Source organism: Azospirillum sp. TSH20 (assembly GCF_003115935.1).
GTDB lineage: Bacteria > Pseudomonadota > Alphaproteobacteria > Azospirillales > Azospirillaceae > Azospirillum.
Window position 1 is genome coordinate 1 of the sequence record NZ_LGQU01000097.1, and the last position, 22485, is coordinate 22485.

The 22485-nt window shown below is 65.2% G+C and carries 18 protein-coding genes; 6 read left to right on the forward strand and 12 right to left on the reverse strand.

Annotation, left to right across the window (positions count from 1 at the left end; translation table 11 throughout):
• Window positions 1–1295 (reverse strand): tetratricopeptide repeat protein (locus TSH20_RS24395; protein WP_109492995.1); only part of this gene is annotated, 1295 nt, incomplete at its 3' end.
• Window positions 1296–1484: 189 nt separating this feature from the next.
• Between TSH20_RS24395 and TSH20_RS24400 the strand changes: the two genes are divergently transcribed.
• From TSH20_RS24400 to TSH20_RS24425, 6 genes are all read left to right on the forward strand, one after another.
• Window positions 1485–2669, forward strand: coding sequence for a glycosyltransferase family 4 protein (locus TSH20_RS24400; RefSeq protein ID WP_109157347.1), 1185 nt, complete (start codon window positions 1485–1487; stop codon window positions 2667–2669).
• Window positions 2670–2840: 171 nt separating this feature from the next.
• Complete coding sequence (locus tag TSH20_RS24405; RefSeq protein WP_109157348.1) at window positions 2841–3680, forward strand: class I SAM-dependent methyltransferase; 840 nt, start codon at window positions 2841–2843, stop codon at window positions 3678–3680.
• A complete protein-coding gene (locus TSH20_RS24410) occupies window positions 3677–4459 on the forward strand; it encodes a class I SAM-dependent methyltransferase (protein ID WP_109157349.1) in 783 nt (260 codons plus the stop codon). The genes TSH20_RS24405 and TSH20_RS24410 overlap by 4 nt, the downstream gene beginning before the upstream one ends.
• 76 nt (window positions 4460–4535) lie before the next feature.
• Window positions 4536–5516, forward strand: a complete 981-nt coding sequence (locus tag TSH20_RS24415; RefSeq protein WP_109157350.1) for a lysylphosphatidylglycerol synthase transmembrane domain-containing protein — start codon at window positions 4536–4538, stop codon at window positions 5514–5516.
• Window positions 5517–5794: 278 nt separating this feature from the next.
• Window positions 5795–7318 (forward strand): DUF6492 family protein, encoded by a 1524-nt coding sequence (locus TSH20_RS24420; RefSeq protein ID WP_109157351.1) that lies wholly within the window; start codon window positions 5795–5797, stop codon window positions 7316–7318.
• Window positions 7319–7511: 193 nt separating this feature from the next.
• Window positions 7512–8522 (forward strand): glycosyltransferase family 2 protein, encoded by a 1011-nt coding sequence (locus TSH20_RS24425; RefSeq protein ID WP_247871627.1) that lies wholly within the window; start codon window positions 7512–7514, stop codon window positions 8520–8522.
• Window positions 8523–8549: 27 nt separating this feature from the next.
• On the opposite strand, the gene TSH20_RS24430 is transcribed toward TSH20_RS24425, so the two are convergent.
• The 11 genes from TSH20_RS24430 to TSH20_RS35810 form a co-directional block, all read right to left on the reverse strand.
• On the reverse strand, window positions 8550–10310 hold the full coding sequence (locus TSH20_RS24430; protein ID WP_247871628.1) for a hypothetical protein: 1761 nt from the start codon (window positions 10308–10310) through the stop codon (window positions 8550–8552).
• Window positions 10307–12238 (reverse strand): asparagine synthase (glutamine-hydrolyzing), encoded by a 1932-nt coding sequence (gene asnB, locus TSH20_RS24435; protein WP_247871629.1) that lies wholly within the window; start codon window positions 12236–12238, stop codon window positions 10307–10309. The genes TSH20_RS24430 and asnB overlap by 4 nt, the downstream gene beginning before the upstream one ends.
• Before the next feature lie 35 nt (window positions 12239–12273).
• Complete coding sequence (locus tag TSH20_RS34725) at window positions 12274–13461, reverse strand: class I SAM-dependent methyltransferase (RefSeq protein WP_146205459.1); 1188 nt, start codon at window positions 13459–13461, stop codon at window positions 12274–12276.
• Window positions 13462–13651: 190 nt separating this feature from the next.
• Complete coding sequence (locus tag TSH20_RS24440) at window positions 13652–14437, reverse strand: class I SAM-dependent methyltransferase (RefSeq protein WP_109157353.1); 786 nt, start codon at window positions 14435–14437, stop codon at window positions 13652–13654.
• Window positions 14434–15576 (reverse strand): DegT/DnrJ/EryC1/StrS family aminotransferase, encoded by a 1143-nt coding sequence (locus TSH20_RS24445; protein WP_348770452.1) that lies wholly within the window; start codon window positions 15574–15576, stop codon window positions 14434–14436. The genes TSH20_RS24440 and TSH20_RS24445 overlap by 4 nt, the downstream gene beginning before the upstream one ends.
• 14 nt (window positions 15577–15590) lie before the next feature.
• Complete coding sequence (locus TSH20_RS24450) at window positions 15591–16025, reverse strand: hypothetical protein (protein ID WP_109157355.1); 435 nt, start codon at window positions 16023–16025, stop codon at window positions 15591–15593.
• Window positions 16026–16178: 153 nt separating this feature from the next.
• Window positions 16179–17453, reverse strand: a complete 1275-nt coding sequence (locus TSH20_RS24455) for a glycosyltransferase family 1 protein (RefSeq protein WP_109157356.1) — start codon at window positions 17451–17453, stop codon at window positions 16179–16181.
• 89 nt (window positions 17454–17542) lie between these two features.
• On the reverse strand, window positions 17543–17701 hold the full coding sequence (locus TSH20_RS35075; protein ID WP_158282053.1) for a hypothetical protein: 159 nt from the start codon (window positions 17699–17701) through the stop codon (window positions 17543–17545).
• Between the two features lie 184 nt (window positions 17702–17885).
• Window positions 17886–18734: an alpha-1,2-fucosyltransferase gene (locus TSH20_RS24465; protein ID WP_109157358.1), complete on the reverse strand. Its 849-nt coding sequence runs from the start codon at window positions 18732–18734 to the stop codon at window positions 17886–17888.
• Between the two features lie 103 nt (window positions 18735–18837).
• Window positions 18838–21843 carry a class I SAM-dependent methyltransferase gene (locus tag TSH20_RS24470; RefSeq protein ID WP_109157359.1) on the reverse strand — a complete coding sequence of 1002 codons (3006 nt, stop codon included), beginning with the start codon at window positions 21841–21843 and terminating at the stop codon, window positions 18838–18840.
• 43 nt (window positions 21844–21886) lie between these two features.
• A partial coding sequence (locus TSH20_RS35810) for a DUF6165 family protein (protein ID WP_247874526.1) occupies window positions 21887–22485 on the reverse strand: 599 nt, incomplete at its 5' end.

A 22485-nucleotide genomic window follows, 5' to 3' on the forward strand; every position in this document is an offset into this window, starting at 1 on the left:
AGGTTCAGCAGGGGAAAGCCACCGGGCGGGTTGGCGGCCTGTCCTTCGGTCGGGCCTTTCTGGATGGAGACCAGGCTGACGCCGGGAAGTGAGGCCAGCCGCGCGAAGGGGGCGAGCCCGATGGAGCGGTTCTTGTCGTTGCCGTGGGTGGGCGACCCCGCCCAGACGATGCCGACCTTCAGGCCGCTCAAGCCCGTCAGCCGTCCGCCCCAGCGTGCCGCCAGATCGGGGTCCGCCTTCAGATAGGGAACGCGGGACGGCACGGTCTCCAGCCGGGTGCCGAACAGCGCCGGCAGGCTCATCACCGGGATCTGGACGTCGAAGTCGGGCAGCGGCGCCCCGGTCAGCGCCACGGTGACGCCGGGCAGGCTGCGCAGCACCGGCAGCAGCGCGTGCTGGGCTTCGAGGATGATCGGCTGTCCGCCGGCCGCCCCACCGGTCGCCTGCACCAGCAGCGGCAGGTAGCGGACGAACTGCAGCACGTCGCCGAAGCCCTGCTCCCAATAGACCAGCAGCCGCTGGCCCCGCAGTGGCGACCCGTCCCAGCGCGGCTTGTCGAAGCCGCGCTGCGGCGAAGGCAGCCGGCCATGCTTCCAGCGCCACTCATAGCCCCGCCAGCCCCGGACGAAGTCGCCCAGCAGCAGCCGGACCAGGGCCTCGTTCCAATGGGCGCCGGCGAAATCCGGATCCAGCGTTGTGGCCCGGCGGAAAGCCGGCAGTGCCTCCCAGAAGGCGCCCCTGTCCTTCACTGTGGACCCCAGATTGCTGTAGGCCCCGCTGTGCTGCGGGTTCAGCGCGATCGCCCGGCGGAAGCGGCGGGCCGCCGCCTCCAGCCGCTGGTCGTTGCGCAGCATGGCGCCGAGGTTGTTGGCGTATTCCGCCTCCATCGGGTCCAGTTCCGCCGCGCGGGCGAAAGCCTCGCACGCCTCGTCCGGGCGTTTCAGCCCCTCCAGCAGAAGGCCCAGTTCGTTGAGCACCGCTGCCTGGTCGGGCTTGAGGTTTGCGGAGATCCGGTAGACCCCGGCCGCTTCATCCCGCCGGCCGAGCCGGGTCAGCAGCGATCCCAAATTGTTCCAGGCGTTCAGCGACCCCGGAACCAGCGCCAACGCCCGCCGGAACAGGGCGATCGCCGCCTCGGTGCGGCCGGCGGCGGCATGCAGCAGCCCCATGTTGTTGATGGCGGGTGAGAAATGCGGATCGCGGGCGGCAATCTCCGCATACAGACGTCCGGCCTCGTCGGCACGGCCCGCTTTCTGAAGGTCGACCGCCGTCGTGAAGGCTTGTTCGATGTTCATGGAGGCCGCGGCGCTTCGGTTGGGGAGCGGCGGGATCAGTAGCAGAAGACGGGCGCTCTGCAAAGAACGGCCCCCGGGAAGCGCGCCCCTCCTTGCTCCCTGTTTGCGCCCTGTTTGCGATGGCTGTTGCATCGCCGTTCCCGGCCCCGCATCAATGGCGCTCGTCGAATGGGGAGTGTGGCGGGCGGCATGGCGCGGCTTCTGCTGATCAATTACGAATTTCCGCCGCTGGGCGGCGGGGCGGCCAACGCCACCGACAACACCGCGCGCGAACTGGCGGCCTTGGGCGAAGAGGTGCTGGTGCTGACCTCCGCCTTCGGCGATCTGCCGCGGGTGGAGCGCCGGGCCGACGGGGTGGAGATCCGGCGCATTCCCACCCTGCGCCGCCGCCGCGACCGCAGCTCGGTGGTGGAGATGCTGGCCTTCCTCGCCAGTTCGCTGGTGATGGCGCCCTGGATCGCCGCCCGCTGGCGCCCGGACGCCACCATCGCCTATTTCGGCCTGCCCTGCGGCCCGGCAGCGTGGATGGTGAAGGCGCTGTCCGGCGTGCCCTATGCGGTCAGCCTGCGCGGCGGTGATGTGCCGGGCTTCCAGTATGACGGCATCTCGCTCTATCACCGGCTGGCCGGGCCGGTGATCGGCTGGCTGTGGCGCCGGTCCTCGGCCGTCGTCGCCAACAGCGAGGGGCTGGCCGACCTCGCCCGCCGCTTCGCTCCCGACCAGCCGATCGCCATCATCCCCAACGGCGTCGATGCCGCCCGCTTCTCCCCCGCCGATACGACAAGTGCCGGCGACCGCCTGTCGCTGCTGTTCGTCGGCCGGGTGGTGCGGCAGAAGGGGCTGGACGTGCTGTTCGAGGCGCTCGCCCGCCTGTCGCCGGCTCTGCGCGACCGCATCGGCCTGACCATCGTCGGCGATGGCCCTGCCCGGCCGGAGCTGGAGGCGCAGGCCGCCCGGCTCGGGCTGTCGGAGCGCATCGCGTTTTGCGGCTGGCTGGGGCGTGACGAGCTGCCGGCCGCCTACCGCGCCGCCGACGCCTTCGTCTTCCCCTCGCGCGACGAGGGCATGCCCAACGTGGTGCTGGAGGCGATGGCCGCCGGCCTGCCCGTGGTGGCGACCCGCATCGCCGGCAACCGCGATCTGGTGGTGGAGGAGGAGACCGGCCTGATGCTGGACGCCGACGACACGCCGGCGCTTGCCGCCGCCATTGCGCGTCTGGCCGAAGACCCGGCCCTGCGCCGCCGCCTGGGCGAGGGCGGGCGCCGCCGGGTGGTCGAGCATTTCTCCTGGCGCGCCGTCGCCGCCGCCTACCGCGATCTGGCGCTCGCCGGTCGCGCCGCGGCGGAACGGGTCCGGTCGGCGCAGGCGGAGTGAGGCGTTCGGGCTCCCGCGTATGACATCCGTGGAGAACCTGCCCGCCCATTTCCGCCCTTTCAAGAAGACACACCACCTTCCCGTCGCTCGACGTCCTGTTGACATCCGGCGGCTTTCGGGAGCGTATGGCGGCGCGGCAGATCGGGCTCGGACAGCAAGGGATCGGACAGCGTGGCGGAACCGGTGAAGACGGCGGAAGGCGGGGGCGGAACCCCGGCCGGGACACCCGCCCTGGCCTTCGATTTCGGCGAGAACTGGGACCATTACTCGCGCACCGTGCTGGACGAGCCGCGGCTGGTGGCGGCCATCGACAGCCTGAAGGGGTTGGTTGGGACCGACCGGCTGAAGGGCGCCAGCTTCTGCGACGTCGGCTCCGGCTCCGGCCTGTTCACCATCGCCGCCGGCAAGCTGGGCGTCGCCCGCGCGCTGGGCTTCGACGTCAACCCCACCGGGGTCGAGGTCGCCCGCCGCAACCTGGGCCGCTTCGCCCCCGAACTGGCCGAGCGCATCGAGTTCCACCGCGGCTCGGCGCTCGACAGCGGCTTCGTCGGCTCGCTCGGCCGCTTCGACGTGGTCTATGCCTGGGGTTCGCTGCACCACACCGGGTCGATGTGGCCGGCGGTCGAGACGGTGGCCCCGCTGGTGGCGCCGGGCGGCACCTTCGTGCTGGCGCTCTACAACCGCCACTGGACCTCGCCGATCTGGACTCTGATTAAGATCGTCTACAATCTGTCGCCGGGCTTTCTTCGGAAGGTTTTGGATTGGACGCTGGGCTCGCTGATGCTGCTCGCGACCTGGGCGATCACCGGCTCCAACCCGCTGCGCAAGGAGCGCGGCATGGAGTTCTGGGTGGACGTCACCGACTGGCTCGGCGGCTACCCCTATGAATATGCCAGTGCCGACGAGGTGCGGGCGCGGATGGACGCGCTCGGCTTCGACATGCTGGAGGTCCGTCCGCCGCGCGTGCCGACGGGCTGCAACGAATTCATCCTGCGCCGGAGGCCCGCATGAGCGACGACGCATTCAAGTCCGCCAACACTCCCCTCGCTACCCCCTTGCCCGCTGCCGCAGCCGATCACCCGGGCGGCGTCGATTACGACGACAGCTGGGAGCGGCGCTGGAACGACATGCGCAAATACGGCCCGACCGGCCGGCATCTGCGCCGCATCGTCACCGAGATGGTGCGCCCGCTGAATTACGACAGCCTGCTCGACGTCGGTTGCGGCCAGGGCTCGCTGCTCGCCACGCTGATGCCGCTGAAGCCGCAGGCCAGCTACACCGGCCTCGACTTCGCCGCCAAGGCCATCGACGTCGCCCGCCGCCGGGCGCCGAACGCCGAGTTCGGCCTGCTCGACGTCGCCGCCGGCCATCTCGACCGCCGCTTCGACCTGGTGGTCTGCACCGACGTGGTCGAGCATATCGAGGACGACGTCGCGGCGCTCCGCAACCTCGCCGCCATGACCGGCCGCTATCTGCTGGTCTCCACTCTGCAGGGGCGGATGCGCGACTTCGAGCGTACGGTTGGCCATCACCGCAACTATGCCCGCGGCGAGCTGCAGGCGAAGATCCAGTCGGTCGGGCTGGAGATCGAACGGGTGGTGGAATGGGGCTTCCCCTTCTTCTCGCCGCTCTACCGCAACGTTCTGGGTGCCGCCAGCGGCCAGGGCACGGAGGGCGACTACGGCCCCGGCCGCCGACTCATTGCCGAGGCGCTGTACCACCTGTTCCGTCTGAACTCCTGGTCGCACGGCGACTACATCTACGTGCTGGCCCGCCGGCCGGGGTCGTGAGAAGCCTCCCTCTTCCTCTTTTGGAAGAGGGGGAAACTTCACATCACTTCATGACTTCATGAAAAGGCGTCTTTAAATGCGTCCCGGCCTGAAAGCCCTGGTCAGCGCGCTGCTGGTCGCCCTGCTGCTGTGGCGGGTCGATGTGGCGGAGGTCGGGCGGGTGCTGGCGGTGGCGTCGCCGGGGCTGATGGCGCTCGCCGGTCTGCTGTTCTTCCTGATGCATGTGCTGAACGCGCTGAAGCTGCGAGTGCTGCTGCCGGAGCTGCGGGCCGGGCGGCTGCTCGCCTACACGCTGGTGGCGCAGCTCTACGCGCTGGTCCTGCCGGGCCAGCTGGCGGGGGAGGCGGTGAAGGCCTACCGGCTCAGCCGCGACGAAGGGCGGGGGCAGGGGCGCGGGCAGGGGCAGGGGCAGGGAGAAATCGGCGGCGGCCGCATCGTCTCGGCCGTCGCCTTCGACAAGATGACGGGGATCGCCGGGCTGCTGCTGCTGACCGGCGGCGGGCTGTCGATGCAGTCGGCGCGCTTCGGCGACGGGCTGCTGGTCGGGGTGGGGCTGGTGCTGGCCGGGCTGGTGGCGGCGACGGCGCTGCTGGCCTGGGAGCCGGCCCGCGCCCTTCTGCTGGCTCTGCTGGGCTGGCGTGCCGGACCGAAGCGTGAGGCCCTGCTCCTCGGCCCCCTGCGCCGCTTTCTGGAGGCTTGGCGCGACCAGACGCGCCGGCCGGGGCGGGCCTTGCTGTCGATCGCCGGCGGCATCGCGGTGCAGGTGGCGGCGGTCGCCGGCAGCCAGGCGTTGGGGCTGGCGGTCGGCATCGACCAGCCCTTCTCGGTGTGGGGTGCGGTGATCGGGCTGATGTCGGTGATCGTGCTGATGCCGGTCACCGTCGCGGGCATCGGTCTGCGCGAGGCGTCTCTGGTCGGGCTGCTCGATCTGGTCGGGGTGCCGCATGCCCAGTCGCTGGCGCTGGGCTTCGGCATCCTCGCCTTCCAGGTGATGGTGGCGCTGCTGGGCGCCGTCATCGACCTAACGGTCCTGCGGGAGCAGCGGACATCGTGTTAACCTGAAGGTTACCTCTTCCCCTGGCTCTTCGGGCTTCTGATCCAGCCGCTCGGTTGGCGATGTCGGAAGGGCGGAGAAGAAGGCCTCCCAACATCAGGCTTTGAGCCATGGTTTTTCCAAAGGTCCTAAGTTACGCTTTTTGCTGGAACCACCATACGCTGCCTCTTCCCCGACCGAAGGGTTTTTCGATGTGTCCGATGTCCTCTGTATGATTTTTTATAAATTTTGGCGGTAGACTGAATAAAAATCCCTATAGATTTTCTGCGGTGACTGAGAAAATGACGAAGATTATTAAAAACGTTGTCTGTGTTGCGACAATCAAGGACATCCGTGTCTGGATTCACGCGTCATACGCTATTCCCCGGCATATCAAGGCTGAACGTTACGTTGTCGTCACGCCCGAAAGGTATACTCACATCTTCAAGGCGGTGAGCAACCCCCGTTTCGAGGTCATCGCTGAGAGTGTCGTGGCTCCCGACATCGATCTGGAATATGTTGCCAAGCGAATGCCGGAGGGAAACCGGTCCCGGGCCGGCTGGTATTATCAGCAAATCCTGAAAATTAGCAGCCTCTTGCAGCTGCCGTCTGCTCCGGACGATGTGCTGCTTATCTGGGATGCCGACACGATCCCCTTATGCGATCTGAATTTTATTCAGGACGACAATCTCATCTATTTCAAGGGAAGAGAACACCACCTTCCCTATTTCCAAGCTATTCGAAAGCTGACCGGTTTAGAAAAGCGCGTGAGTTTCAGCTTCATCGCCCAGTGCTTTCCCATTTTCCGGGAGTGGCTCGATGAGTTTGTTGCAGTCGTCGAGAACAGGCATGGGAAACGCTGGTACGACGCGATCTTGTCCGCGACCGACCTGTCTGAAGTCTCAGGCTTCAGCGAATACGAAACGATGGGAACCTTCCTCGCCAACACTCGGCCTGAGCGCATCTATGTCAACCACATGGCTTGGGAGCGCTTCGGCAATCGGATCTGCCCGGTCGAGCGGGCGCGTCCAGACGTTCTGGGAACGGGATGTGCCTTCGTGTCTTATGAATCCTGGGCGCCTGCTCAGCAGCCCGCGGGCAGGCGGGAATTGCCGATGCCGAAGGATGAGCAGGGTTTCATCGACCTGTTCTTCAACAGGATGACGGGTTCTCGAGGTGTGATCCAAATCGGCGCCAACGATGGGGTGATGGAGGATCCGCTTTACCGATATCTGTCCGACGAACGGCACAACGCTATTTCAGCAGTGCTGATCGAGCCGTTGAGCTATTACTTCGACACTTTGTCCAGGATTCACGCTACCCGGCCGAATACGCTGATGCTGAAAATGGCGGCAGGCATGAACGAGGCGGAGCGGAAATTCTACCATGTTCTCCCGGAAATTGCCGATGAAATGAATGGTGACGGGCCGCCGAACAATTGGGCGCACGGACAGGGCAGCTTTTTTCGTGAAAGTGTTGAATTCTGGATTCGGCAGAACCAATTCCGGGGAGACGTTTACCGCGCGAACATTGGTCGCTATCTCGCCGCCATCCGCGAAACCGTCGTCAATGTCATGCCGCTGCGTTCCCTTGCGTTGGGCGGGATCGATAATCTACTGCTTGTGATCGACGTGCAGGGGGGGGAACTCGACGTGCTTCTGGGAGTGGATTGGCGCAAGCGTCCGAATTGGCTGATCTTCGAACAGGATATCGCGGTGGTCGGACTCATCGAGGAACTTCTTACTGCACTTGGGTACGTCTACATCTGCGGCACCAGCAATCCTGTCTGGGGGCTGGTGGAGGCTCCGGTCCAATTCGTGAGGTGATCCGGAATGCCTACCAGACAGGCATCCTCCCTCCTCTCGGCGATGGACGCGGGGTTGCCGAAGTCGTGGCGTCCGATTGTGCACCCTTCCCCTATCTTCCGCCCAATTAGCCGTTGCGCTTGCCGGATCCAGCGGCCATACCATGGCCCGGCATTGCCTCCGATAGATGACCCGCAGCCTCCGGACCCGTTCGATGACCCTCCTGCTTGCCCCCGGATCCGCCGCCATGGACACCGGCACGGTTTCCGTCTCGGTCCTGATCCCGGTCTATAACGAGGAGGACAACATCGCTCCCCTGTGCGGCCGGCTGATCCCGGCGCTCGACGGGCTGGGGCGCAGCTTCGAGGTCATCTTCGTCAATGATGGCTCCACCGACGGGACGGAGGCGGAACTGCAGCGGGTGGCATCCGACCGCCGCATCCGCGTCATCAACTTCCGCCGCAACGTCGGTCAAACCGCGGCGATGATGGCCGGCATCGACCATGCTCGCGGCGACGTCATCGTGCCGATGGACGGCGATCTGCAGAACGACCCGCAGGACATCGCAGGCCTGCTCGCCAAGCTGGACGAGGGGTACGACGTGGTGTCGGGCTGGCGCGCCGACCGGCAGGACGGCTTCCTGCTGCGCACGCTGCCGAGCCGGATGGCCAACAAGCTGATCTCGACCATCTCCGGCGTGAAGCTGAACGACTATGGCTGCACGCTGAAGGCCTACCGGCGCCAGATGCTGCAGGGCTATCGGCTCTATGGCGAGATGCACCGCTTCGTGCCGATCTACGCCCGCTGGCAGGGCGCCAAGCTGACCGAGATGCCGGTGCGCCACCACCCGCGCCGCCATGGGACGTCGAAATACGGGCTGGAGCGGGTGGTGAAGGTCGTCCTCGACCTGATCGTCGTGAAGTTCCTGACCCAGTACGAAACCAAGCCGATCTACATCTTCGGCTTCGCCGGCCTGATGTTCATGGGGCTGTCCTTCCTGGCCGGCATCTATGCGATCTATCTGAAGCTGGTCGACGGCATCTCCTTCATCCTGACGCCGCTGCCGCTCCTGGTGACGATGGGGCTGGTCACCGGCGTGATGTGCATCCTGATGGGGCTGCTGGCCGAGCTTCTGGTCCGCATCTATTTCGAGAGCCAGGGCAAGAGCCACTATTCCATCAAGACGAAGATCAATTTCGACGAGCGGCCGGAGACGCCGGCCTGAGGCGTCGCGCCTTCCGGCCCGCCTGTTTCAGCGGGGCATCAGGTAAATCGTGATTCCCGGCAGATCCACCCGCCCGGTGGCGGTGGCCTCCAGCATGGCGACATAGGGGCGCGCCCAATTGGCGAAGCGCGAGATGTCCGTGCCGTTGATCGCCCAATCCACGACGATCACCACCGGCGGCCGGGCCTCGCGCGTCACGGCGATGGCGCGTTCGAGCCAGTCGGGATCGGTGACCAGCAGCGAATCGTCGACATACCAGTCGCGCAGCAGCATCCGCCGGCCGGTCATGAAGGCCATGCCGGGGCAGAAGGGGACGCAGACGATGCGGTCGCCCGGGTTCGAATGCGCCTCCACCGCCGCGCGCACGGCGTCGAGCAGGGGGCGCTCGCCGGGGCTGACGCGGACAGCGACGCCGTTGTGGGCGGTGAAGGGTACGGTACGGCCGGCGGCGTTGGCGATCGAGCCGGTTCCCGGCATGGTCAGCCCGATCCACAGATAGACCGCCAGCCCGAAAGCGGGCAGCGTCGCCGCCGCGAGTGCCCCGGCGCGCGTGGCCAGCCCTGCCGGGCTCCAGTCCGCCCGCCGGGCCAGGGCCGCCAGGTCGGCCAGCAGGACGCAGACCAGCACGATGTGGCCGGGCATGAAGTTGGCGATGTGGGCGAGGTCGGGGCGGAACAGGAAATAGTGGGGCAGGGCAGCGACCCCGCCGGCCAGCACCACCAGCCGGGTCGGCACGCCGTCGGCGCTCTCCACCCGGCGCAGCCGCGCCAGCGTCAGCAGCGCGAACCCCGCAGCCGTCGCCAGCGGCAGATGGACCAGCAGCGCCATCGCCGCGGTGGGGGTGCCGCCGGTCCAGTTGGCGGTCCAGCTTCCGCTCAGCAGGTCCGACAGCGGCGGTCGGCCCAAGAGGGTGCCGGCCGCGCCGGTGTCGGTGACGGCACTCCCGCCGCCCAGTCCACCACCGCCCAGCCCGGCGGCGAGGTAGCGCCACAGAATCTCCGGATAGCGCAGATACTCGTCGACGATCAGATCGAGATAGCCGCCGGCCGCCGCCATCGCCATCAGGGGCGCCTGCGCCAGGGTGGCAACGGCAAGGGCGCTTCCGGCCAGCCGGGCGAGGCGGCGCCCCCAGGACTGCCGGCCGCCAGCCACGGCCCCCAGCAGGAGCAGCCCGGCCAGCGTGGCGGCGAAGACGAAGCCGAAGTCGGGTCGGATCTGGAAGGTCACGGACAGGCCGGCTGCCGGGGCGATCAGGTCGCCCGCCGCCATCCGCCGCCAGCGTCCGGCCAGCCGCACCTGGAGGAAGACGTTGAGCAGCACGCAGGCTGCATAGAAGACGGTCGGCGGAAAGGCCGGCACCGCCACTGCCACCGCGGCCCCCAGCAGCGCCGGCAGCATCCGTCCGGTGACCGCCAGTACCGCGGCATAGACCAGAAGCCCGGTTAGGGCGCTGAGCCCCTGGAACAGCCACTGGACGGCGAGCCAGCTCGGCCCGACGAGCGCGAACAGCCCTTCGCCGATCTTGAACCACAAAAGCCCGTAGCCGAAGCGCAGGGCATGCGGATCGGTCCCGAGCCACAGCTCGTAGGCGACCTGGGCGTAATGGCCGTCGTCGGCGGTGTTGATGCCGGCGTCGATGTAGCCGGCGTAATAGAGCAGGGCGCCCAACAGCACCAGAAGCCCGCCGGTGATGACGGCCAAACGGGAGCCGGCCAGGCGGGAGGTGACCAAACGGGAGCCGGCCGGCCGGGAGGCGGACAGGTCCCGGAACAAATTCCCGAGGCTCATGCCACCCCCCCTGCCTTTTCCTGCTCGGCCCGGGCCGCCGGCACCCGCTCCCGGCCGCCGGTGAGCGCGGTGGCGAGCGCAGTCCAGGCCCACAACAGGCCGCGGTGGTCGGCCTGTCCGCTGCGATGCTCGTCCCAGCGCGCCGCCAGCCATCCGCCGTCCACCCCGATGCGCGCCGCGGTCTCCAGCGGCGGCTGGGGCAGGTGGCGCAGCCAGCGGCTCAAGGGGATGCCGAAGCCCTTCTTGGGCCGCGCCAGGATCGCCGGCGGCAGCAGCGGCGCCATCGCCTTCTTCAGGATCCATTTGCGGGTGCCGCCCATCAGGCCATTCGGCTGCAGCTTCACGTCAGCCGGCAGGCGGCTGACGAAGGCAACGAGATCGCGGTCGAGGAAGGGCGAGCGCGTCTCCAACGAGCAGAACATGCTGGCGCGGTCGGCCTTGATCAGCAGGTTTTCGCCCAGATAGAAGCGGCCGTAAAACTCGATCGAGCGGTCGACGTCGTGCCGGCTGGCGCTTGAGCGCCACAGCGCGTCGGCCTCGTCATAGAGATCGTCGGCGGAGAGGTCGGTCCCGAACAGCCGCGACACCTCCTCCACCGAGGCCGGACCCAGCCAGGCCGGCATCCAGTGCGCCGGCCGGTGCCCCAACCCGCGCAGAGCCCGGCGCAGCTTGAAGTCGAAGCTCATGTTGCGATCTGAGCGCGGCAGCCGGTGGGCCACCGCCTCCGCCAGCCGGTGCAGCGGGCGGGGGACGGCGTGGTGGTAGAGTCGCGCGGGCTTGAGCGCGTCGAAGGTGTCGTAGCCGGCAAACAGCTCATCGCCGCCGTCGCCGGTCAGCGCCACCGTCACCCGTTCGCGGGCGAAGCGCGACAAGAGATGCGTCGGCAGGAGGGAGGGATCGGCGATCGGGTCGTCCAGTCGGCCGAGCAGTTCCGGCAGCAGCCCGGCCGCGGTGTCGAGGTTCAGCGTGCGGCAGGCATGGTCGGTGCCGTAATGGCGCGCAGCGTCGGCGGCATAGCTGCTCTCGTCGAAGCTCGGCTCATCGAAGCCGATGGTGAAGGTCTTCATCGACGCCGGGTCGCGGTGGCGGGCCGCGAGCGCCACGATGGCGGCGCTGTCGATGCCGCCGGACAGGAAGAAGCCGACCGGCACGTCGCTCAGCATCCGGCGCTCCACCGCGCGGTCCAGCAGTTCGCGCAGTTCCTCGGCCCACTGGTCGGGACCGCCCGGCGGCTGGTCGTCCACCACCATCCGGTAGTCCCAGTACCGGCTGACCGACAGCCGGCGGCTGGTCAGGTCGTAAACCATGCTGCAGCCGCCCGGCAGCTTGCGCACCGCGGCATGGGCGGTCAGCGGTGCCGGGATGAAGCCGTAGGCGAAATACTTGACCAGGGCGGTGCGGTCCAGCCCGTCCGGCACCGACGGGTGGGACAGCACGGCGGTGGCCTCCGACGCGAAAACCAGCCCGTCCGGCGTCTCGGCATAGAACAGCGGCTTCTTGCCGAAGCGGTCGCGGCCGAACACCAGCTGGCCGCGGCGGCGGTCGTAGAGGCAGAAGGCGAACATGCCGTTCAGCCGCTCCAGCATGTCCGGGCCCCATTCCCGGTAGCCGTGCAGCAGCACCTCGGTGTCGGAATGGTCGGTTCGGAAGTGGTGGCCGGCCTGCTCCAGCGCGCGGCGCAGCTCCGGCGCGTTGTAGATCTCGCCGTTGTAGACGATGACCAGATCGCCTTCGGCCGTCGCCATCGGCTGGTGGCCGCCCTCGATGTCGATGATGGCGAGGCGGCGGAAGCCCAGATGCACCGGCAGCGCACCGCTGTGGTCGACATGGACACCGTCGTCGTCGGGGCCGCGGTGGCGGATGATGCTGGTCATGACGGCGAGGTCGCGCTCGCCGCCGGGTCCGGCGAAGCCGGCGAAACCGCACATGGGGGGTGCTCTCCCGGGTATGCCGTAGGTAGACGTTAAATATTCCTTTTAGTTGCAACTATCATGTTTCTGCCTGTTTCATGGGGCGGCAATATATTCACGCTATAATTGAATGCGGTTGCCGCTTTGCACAAGCCATTAATGTTGTAGTTTGGAATTTTACTTGGCCTCTGACTTAGATAACAATCATCATACGAGACAAACTCCAACATAATAACACGAGGAGAAAATACGCTTATCTCCTCAAAAATCTTCTCAAAGCTATAGCCGAAGTCGTGTATCATATGGTGAATAACGGCAAAGAATATTACCATATCACAGCTCGGCCAAAATACGGGATCGACAAACTTCAGGTGTTGAATGTAACTTGATAGCGTTGAAACCGTCGAAGTAATTGGCAGGTTGTTTTTCTTGGAAATATCGTAAATACCGTTAACAGAGTGATCCTCAATATCAATCGCTAAAACGTGGCATCCATTTGAGGCGCACGTAATTGCATGCATGCCATCGTTGGCTCCGACATCAATGACGCGAGTTATATTATTAGCAGAGATAATATTTTCTAGGTATTCCGTGCGTTTATCTTTAGATGCCTCGCTAGCGAGATCTGCCATAGATGGACGATAACCGATCCAACGTCCCTTTGGCTTATAAGAGGGGCCATTGCGAAAGCGGTTAAAACGCTCCGTCATTGGCGTATAGCAATCTGCATCTGCAAGACTGGCAAAACCTAGACGAAGAATTTCTTCAATATCAAGAGGTTGTGATTCTGCTATCTTCTGTCGCAGGCGTGAGGCATAGCTTGTTCTATAAAATTCATTTAGTACACTGTATGTGCTTACCTCTCTAGAAAATATCCCATAATTGTCTTTCCCAGGCTTTACTGACCCTATATCAACAAAACGGAGGCTAGGCCCATGAAACATAAAGTTGTATGGATGCCCATCCCACAGGTACAAATTTTCTTTCAAGAGAGCATCGTAGAGGTTGCGGCCAAAAGCGACATAATCCTCCACTTGCGCAGATGACCAGCACGATGGACCATTATGGAAGTCTGCAATTTTTATTGAGGCTATATGCCCTTCTATTTTGTTAATAAGAAACGAATTTTGATTATTTCTAAAAAATTCATGACAATATTCAGGTATTTCTCGGAATACCCTTCCGTTATCATCCGCATAGATCTTGGATTGGTCGGCGGAATTTTGGTTGAGAATTCGCATGTTGTCCTCTGAGCTGTTCCGGTGGATAAAAGGAAACTTATAATGAAATTTTTTATAGCGACAATATCAATCTATAAATAATTTCTAGGTTGTCATGATTAAAATCCAAAAAAACGTACATGAGGACAACATCATTTTGAAAATTAGATACAATCAACTATAGGATTGTTTTCTCAATTAGTCTTGACCATTATTTTGATTTCGCGATTCCAATTATATTCCAAGATTTTTCATCAACTGATTTGCTGTAATCAGAAAAATCCCTGAGACCAATTAGTTCCATTCCGGCAAAAGTGAGAGCCAGATCAATTTCTTTTGGGAAGAAAAACCTCATTATATGCTCCTCTCTCTGCTCACTTACCACCTTATTCTCTTCAATATGCATAACTTCAAAATTTACGAAACAACGTTGATTCAGATAATCAAGTTGAGTTTCAGTGCTTCGAATGATGCGGGTTTTGTTTTGTTTCACCGTACGGATGCGCTGCCCAGGCCGATCAGTCAGTACAGCCAAGCCGTTCCACACATCGAAGACGAATAGGCCACCCGGCGTCAAATGCTGCCGCACGGTGGTCAAGGTGTTCATTAGGTCGGCATTCTCGTGCTGGTAGCCCAGTACGGCAAACATCATCAACGCCGCATCGAATCGTACTCCAAGATTCAATGTGCGCACGTCGCCTGGATGGAAGGCAGGAGCCGGGGTTCCGTCTGGGAAATCCGCCTTTCTGGCCTTTATGCGCGCTTGATCCAGCATGCTGGGCGAGCGGTCCACGCCGATCACGGTGTGACCGCGCCGAGCCAGAGGGAGGGCATGGTTCCCGGTGCCGCAGCCGAGGTCGAGCAGGCGGCGAGGGCCATCATGTCCGTGTTCGTTCAAGATACGCTCGATGAGGTCACACTCGGCCTCATAGTCTTTGTCACGGTACAGGGCGTCATAGGCCGCTGCGTAGCTGGTTCCGAAGACGTCGTCGCTCATGCGATCACCTCACGCACTGCGGTGCAAACAGTATTGATCTGCGCTTCTGTCAGCGGCAGGCCCGAGGGCAGGTAGAGGCCGCGGCGGGCTAGGCGCTCAGTCTGCGGATAGTGCTCGTCCACGAACAGGCCGCGGTCGTGGAAGACCGGCTGCTCGTGCATGCCGAGGAAGAAGGGACGGGTGTCCACCCCGCGGTCGCGCAGGCGCCGGGCGAACTCAACGGCGTCGAAGGGCACGTTGTCGTCCAAGACCACGCCATACATCCAGTAGACGTTGCGGACGTCCGGCCGCTCCACCGGCAGGGCGAGGCCGGACAGGTCGCCGAGGCGTTCGGCATAGAGCGCCGCCATGCGCCGCTTGCGCGCCAGATGGTCTTCGATCCGCTCGACCTGCGACACGCCGATGGCCGCCTGCACGTTGGTCATGCGGTAATTGTGGCCGAGCTCGGTGTGCAGGAAACGGCGGTCGCGGCGGAAGCACAGGTTGCGTAGAGAGCGCATCCGTTCGGCAAGTGCTGCGTCGGCGGTCACCACCATGCCGCCCTCGCCGGTGGTGATGATTTTGTTGGCATAGAAGCTGAAGCAGCCCAGCGTGCCCATACCGCCGGCACGGCGGCCGCGGTACTCCGCCCCATGGGCCTCGGCGGCGTCCTCGACGACCGCAAGGTCATGGCGTTCGGCCAGTTCTAGCAGCGGGGCCATATCCACCGGGTGGCCGTACATGTGCACCGGCATAATGGCGCGGGTTCGCGGCGTGATCCGGGCCGCGACCTGCGCCATGTCCATGCACCAAGTGTCGGGTTCGCAGTCGACCAGCACCGGAACGCAGCCCGCCTCGATCACCGCCAACACGCAGGAGATGATTGTCAGGCTGGGCAGGATGACTTCCGAGCCGGGCTCCAACCGAAGGGCTTCCATGGCCACCTGCAGTGCCACGGTGCCGTTGCACACGGCCACGCCGTGCTCCACGCCACAATATTCAGCCCAGCGGCGTTCGAATTCAGGGATGAAGCGGCCATCGGACGATACCCAGCCTGTGCTGACGGCTTCCTGCACATAAGCGCATGCGCGCTCATCCAAGAGCGGTTCTGAAACCGGAATCATGTGGTTGAACGCTCCTTCTGGAGGGCTGCCGGCCATGGGTATGGTGGGGATCAGAGCCGGACGACGCGCGCCTGGGCGCTGCCGATGCCGGTGAAGCGGGTTTTATCGGCGTCACCGGCGTAGGGACCCTGCTTGACTTCGATCATCTCGACTTCGTCCAGGATCTCGAAGCCATGCCCGCCGGTGGCCAGCAGGATCACGTCGCCGGGTCCGAGTTCGCGGCTTTCAAGATAGGCGCCGACCTGGGTATAGAAGTCCACGCGCAGGCGGCCCCGGCGTAGGAATAATACCTCCTGGGTGTACTGGACCTCGCGCGGCACCGGGTTGTGGATGTGGGGCGGGATGGCGTGGCCGGTGGGGTGGCGCATGTAGGCTAACTGCTGCGACAGATGGCTTGGCGTGAAGAAATGGACGCCTGGCTCCTGAAAGCTGCTGCGCACGATCAGGGCGAGTTGCTCGCCGTTGAACTCGATCCGCTCGATCATGGTTTCGGGTACCCAACGCAGATGCTTTTAAGACTGGCACATCCTTGCCTTGGTCGGGACGTCCAACACAAGTCATATTTTGTGGGCGTGCTTGCGCACGGGAGGAGGCCTGCGGTTCGGAACAACCGTGGGCAGCGGACGAGCGGGATGTGGTCAAAATCCGGCGTCGGGATAGCGTGGGGCGCGGCCGTCGCGCAGCCTGGCACCGGCCTCCTCGATGACGGCAGCCACCTGGGCGACGAAGGCGTTCCAATTGCAGGATGCCAGCCGCTTGCGACCCCGCTCGCCCAGTTCGCTACTGAATGCCTCGTCCCGCCAGAGAAGCAGCATGGCATCGCCCAACTGCTCTGCAGAGCGCGGGTCGACGAGCAGTCCTGCATCCCCCGTCTGTTCACGCAGGCCCGGAATATCAGATGTGATGACGGGGCGACCGTAATTCCATGCCTCTAGGGCAGGGATGTTGCTCGGGCCGAAGAAAGTCGGCATGACCAGACCGGCCGACAGCCTATAGAGTGCAGGCATGTCCTTATCGGGAACCCAACCTAGATAATGGATCTGGTCGCGCACGCCTTGTTCTTCGGCAAATTCCATAACCTCTTTGAAGGTGACTGCGCGCACGTAGTCCATATAGGTGCCGCACAGCACCAGGGGAATTTTTTCCCCGGTCTGCTCCTTTAGCCGGCGCATCGCCTGAATGATCAGATGATGGTTCTTATGGCGCCAGAATTGGGCCGGGTAGAAGAAATAACGGGGAGGAAGATTGTATGCGGCGGCTGTCCGGCGCAGTTCGTCCTCACTCGGCATGGCCCCCGCCCGTACCGGGGGGTAAAGTGGCAGGATGCGGATGCGATCCTCGTTGATCACATCGCTATAGAACCGCAGTACGTCCTGTTTGCCGTGTTCGGACTCTACCAGGATCAGCGTGGCATAGCGGCAGGCGTTCCGATACAGGTAATCGCGATAAGCGACTTGACCGTAAGCGCTGACTTCGGGAAACTCTGGCTGCAGGCGGTGCTGAAGATCGTGGATCGGCATCACAAAAGGCATCAGGGCGGAAAAGGCTGTTACGCTCGGCTGAAGCTGAAATAGCCAATCGACCTTTGCTTGGCGGAATTGCAGGGCCGCTGGCCGGTCTAGATAAATAACGTTCGAATCCAGTTCCGGCAGGACTGGCGGGCCCTGATTGAGGTAAGTCTCCAGCGGTCCCTGCTGGAAAGATGGCTCCCCCAATGATTGCAGCGGGAGACCGCCATAGCTCATGTTGCCGGTCGCAACCAAGTTATGGAGATTGTCTTCCGGGCGGTTGAGGCAGACAAGATGGTTGGCAGAATTTTTGGCCAATGCAGCCAGGGCGTCCAGAAGGACCATCTCATACTGGAACGCTCCGCCAGCATACCAAGGCATGGAGCGATAGATCCCGACCCGCATGGAACTTCTCCGCTTTCAACGAGCGCACCCGCGCCCGGCCAGTGCCGAATACCAGCTCGTTATCTCAGGCTCAATCTCTTCCGCAAACTTTACGCCCTTGCCCGCACCCAGGCTTGGTACAGCCCGCCGAAGATCATCGGATGCTCCGCCTCCAGCCGGTCCCAGCGCCCGAGCGAGCCCATCGCCGGAGCTTCGGGGAAGCGCTTGCGGTAAAGCGCCGCCACGGCAGGATTGGCCAGCCGCACCATCTCATACTGGACGCTCCCCTGGCATACCAAGATATGGAGCGGTAATTTCCGACCCCTATGGAACTTCCTCACATAGAACGGCTCCATGTCATCTGGCCCTTCCGCACCTGCACCTGATGCGGTCGGTTGACGGTTATTGGGCAAAATGCCTGCGGTGCAGTGCCTCCATCGTCAGAGCCGAAGGTCAGCCGTCCAGCCGGGTCCAGCGGTCTGGTACCAAGTCGCGGGTGTCATGCGGATAGGCGCCGAACCAGCGTTGCGGAGCACAGACAATCTGTCCCGGCTTTTCGCCCAGCCAAGCACCCCACCAACTGAAGCTGCTGTTGGCGATGATGTGATGACGGCATAGTGTCATCAAACGAAGATCCTCTACCGGAGCATCCTGGTTCTGTGTGACGAGATAGGCTGGGAAATCCAGCTTCAGCTTGGTACGTATCCAGTCGGGATCGTCGGTGAACACGAAAAACTCCGGTTTTTCCACCCGTGCCGCGACATGGGCTACCGCAGCCCGGTAATAGTCAAGCGAACACACCCCGTGCAGGACGTTGACTTTCGGGTCGCTGATGTAGTCACCGCGGCGCACATGCAGGCTGACTGCGTTGCGGGCGGCAATTGCCCGTGCGACCTCCAGGTTGGCGCCAGCCAGCGGCTGCTTCGGGGTGAACTCCAGCCGGATCAGCGGCGCCACGTCGTCGAAATGTCGTTCCGATTGCCAATAGCCGGAGAAATAGCCGGCCGATGACACCTGGACGACGTCGGGGCTGTAATGGAAATGCGGTTCCCGGACGACCGGTTGATTCCACCAGGGTTCGTCGGGGTTGTGCGGTCGGGTGACGACGCGGTGCGCCTCTTCATCGGTGACGAAGGTTTCTTCGGTCAGGAAATAATGGAGCTCGTAGCGGCGCTTGCGCTCGACCCGGTAGGCTGACAGGTCCAGGCGCAAGGGCACGCCGCGCCGTGTCGACAGAGCGCGGCCAAACGCGTACTGGAACATTTGGTTCCCGAGCCCGTCGGACAGGCGGACGATGATCATCGGGCGCTCCTCGGCACCGGCAGTGAGTGCGCATTGGCACGCAAATGGTGATGGTTAATCTCGGTGCCGTCTGTAACGGTCTGTTTCCCAGTCATACGTCGTTCTACCCCCGAGCCCGCACCCAGGCCTGGTACAGCCCGCCGAAGATCATCGGATGCTCCACTTCCAGCCGGTCCCAGCGCCCGAGGGAGGCCATCGCAGGGTCTTCGGGGAAGCGCTTGCGGTAGAGCGCGGCCACCGCCGGATCGGCCAGGCGAAAGCCCAGGAGCTCCAGCTTCAGCGCGGCAAAGGCGTCGGCCAGCCAGGGCAGCGTGACGTGCAGTTCGTGGACATGCATCAGCAGGTCGCGGCAGGCGCTGGTGCCGTAGAAGTCCGGGGAGTGGACGACAGCGCGCGCCGGATGGCCGTCCGGCAGGGCCAGGATGTCGCGGCGGACGTGGCGGATGCCGTCCAGGGTCGGCGGGTGGCCGCGCTCGGCGATGAATTGGCGAGCGGCCAGAACCGGCCGGCGGGCGGCGGCGCTGTAGAACCCCACCTCCATCACGCCATGCGGGCGCATCAGCCCGCGCAGAACGCGCAAGCCCGCCATCGGGTCTTCCATGTGGTGCAGGACGCCGACGCTGTGGATCACATCGAAGCGACGATCCTGCATCCCCAGTTCCAAAAGGTCGGCCTGGGCGAACTCGATGGACTTCAGCCCCAGCCGCCGGCTCTGCCGGGTGGCGTAGGCGAGGCTGCGGCGGCTGAGGTCGACCGCCAGCACCTTTGCGTTCTTCAGGGTGGAGGCGGCCCACACCGCCTCGCGCCCGGTGCCGCAGCCGGCGACCAGCACCTCCGGCGCCTCCCAGCCCGGTGCGTCCCAGGCGGGGGAGGCGGGCAGGGCGGCGTGTGGAAAGAGCGCGTGCAGGAAGCGGGGCAACGGCACCGGCTCCGGCAGCAGGCCGGTGGTCATCCAGCGCGGATAGGGATTCTCCTCGTACTGGGCGCGCACGCCGACCGACACCGGGTTGCCGATCGGCGTCAGCGCCGGCAGCTCCGCCTGGATCGCCGCTTCGGCCAGCGGTTCGGCGACCTGCCGTTCCAGCAGCCGGGCGATCTCGTCCGGCCAGGACAGGGACTGCAGGGCTTCCGCCCGTTCCCAGCGGTAGAGCGGACGGTAGGCGCCGAGCAGGGCCACCAGCACCGCCGGCGGCTGTTCGGTGCGGTCCAGCGCCGCCTCCGCCGCGCGGACCAGCACCGCCAACACCTGGAACTCGCCGTCGGTCTCGGCGAACACGTATTCATTGAGGAAACCCTGTTCGGCGATGGCGGCGCACAGGGCGCGCCAGGACGGCCGGTCGGGCAGGCCGGGACCGGTCAGCGCCAGCAGCAGCACCCGGCGCAGCCGAGTCAGCGCGCGCTCCAGCACGAGATCGCAGACCGGGGCGGTGCGCAGATGGGCCAGCAGCAGCGCGTCCTCCGCCAGCCCGGCGAGCGATCCGTCGGCCAGCAGGGTCCGGCTGGTATCGTCCAGCGTGGGGCCGGCATCCTCCGGCAGGGCGGCTAGGGTCCTGATGACGGGCGAGGCCAGCAGCACGCCGGCGATGGCGCGGGCCAGCCCGGCGCTCTCCACCTCCGGCCGGCCGAGCGCGGCCAGCAGGTCGGCGCGCAACCCTTCGTCCAGCCCCGCGTCGGGGTGCGGCAGGTTGGCGTCGCGCAGCGCCTCGACAAAGGCGATCCAGTTGCGCGGCATGTCGGGGGCGAGGCGGATCGCCTTGCGCACGTAGGGCAGGGCTTGGTCGCGCCATCCGCCCTGCAGGAACAATGCTGCGATCTCGAAGCACAGCTCAGCGTCCTCCGGCGCGGTGCGGGCGATGCCGAAGGCCTCGGCTTCCGCCTCGGCGGTGCGGCCGGCGGCGATCAGCAGCGATAGCAGGGCGCGGCGCAGCGCCAGGGGCAGCGGCTGGTTGGTCGGCCGGCCGGCGGTGGCGCGGCGCAGCTCCTCGATGGCGTCGTCAGGGTTGCCGGTCTCCTGGTGCAGGCGGGCGAGGTTGTTGTGGACCTCCGGCAAATCGGGGGAGAGGCGCAGCGCCTCGCGATAGGCCTCCAGCGCGCTTGCGGCGTCGCCGCCGGACTGCAGGGCGGCGCCCAGATTGGCCAGCAATGCTGTTCGGTTGGGATCGTCTGGGTTGGCGATGCGGGCCAGCCCGTCGTGGCAGGCGGTGGCTGCCTCCTGCCAATGGCCGGCGACGCGCAGGCTGTCGGCCAGCCGCAGCCGGGCGTCGAGGTGGCTGGGGTCGACCACCAGCACCCGGTGGAAGGCGGCGATGGCTGATTCCGGCTGGCCGGCGCGGTGGTGCAGGGTGCCGATCAGGTGCAGGGTTCCCGCCAGCCGCGGACGCAGCGCCACCGCCTGCTCGGCCTGCTCCAGCGCCTCTTCGTCGCGGCCCAGCCGCGCCAGCAGCGAGGCGTGGTTGCCCAGGATCTCCGGCAGGATCGGCCGGTGGGAGAGCGCGCGGCGGAACAACGCCTCGGCCTCCTCCGCCCGACCCTCCAGCATGCGGACCAGCGCCAGGGTGCCCAGCGTCTCGGCCCGCGCCTGACGCAGAGCCTGGCCGGGCTGCACCACGCCGTTGGCAAGGCGCAGCGCCGTGTCGCAGGCCGCCGCCGCTTCGGCCAACTGGCCGCGGCGCAGCCGGGCGAGCGCCTGGGCGCGGTGGGCCTGGATGGTCGCTGTTCCGGCTCCCGGTTCCTCGGCTCCAGTCCGCCGCAGCGCCTCGGCCGCCGCGGCATAGCCGTCGTCGGTGCGGCCGGCGGCGATGAAGGCCAGGGCCAGCACGCTCCAGCCCTCGGCCCTGTCCGGCTGCTTGCGTACCGCCGCTTCGGCCCAGGCCACGGTTTCGGCCGGCCGGGCCAGGATGCGGGCGGCTTCGGCCATCGACAGTAGCCCGGCGGGATCCCCTGGCGGGGTGCCGCACAGCGCGCGATAGAGCCCCTCCGCCTCCTCCGGCCGGCCCGTCCGGCACAGCTCCAGAACCTGCGTCAGGCGCTGTTCCACGACGAGATAATCCGGGGCGCTCTGCTCGGCCGGAAGACTGGCGGTCCCGGTGGCGGGTTCGGCGGCGGTCATGGAACAGGACTCTTCGGTTGGAGGGGAGGAGGGCTGTCGGGCCTCAATAGGCCTGGTAGGATTTTTCCTCGACCAGCTCGGAGCCGAGCAGGCGGTTCAGATCGCGCTTCAGCGCCGCGCGGCGGTCGTTGGTGTGATAGACCTGCCGGGCCAGCTCGACGAAGCGCGGGCCGAAATCCTTCGCGCGCTCGCAGTCGCGGATCTCGTCCTCGACCTCCCACAGGGTGGTGTTGACCGCGCGCAGATCGTCGATCAGCGCCGCCACCTCCGGTCGCGCGGTGTCAGCCTGCGCCGCCACAGCGACCAGCGCTTCGTGTTCCCGCCGGATGTTGGCCAGCTTGTCGGCGTCGACGATGCGCTCCGCCTTGATGTCGAGGATGGTGATCTTGTCCAGCAGTTCGCCCCAGGAAACGGGCGCCAGGATCGGCATGTCGGAAGGTCCTGTCCGGGTGTGGGTGGAATGGGCGGCATGGCTGCGCAGGGCGCGCTCCAGCCGGTCGATGGCGGTGTCCCAGGAGCCGGGCCGGTCCTGCCGGAACAGGCGCATGGTGGGGTACCAGGGGGTGTCGTCGCGGTCGAGCATCCAGCGCCAGTCGGGGGCGAAGGGAACGAGCACCCAGACGGGGACGCCGAGGGCGCCGG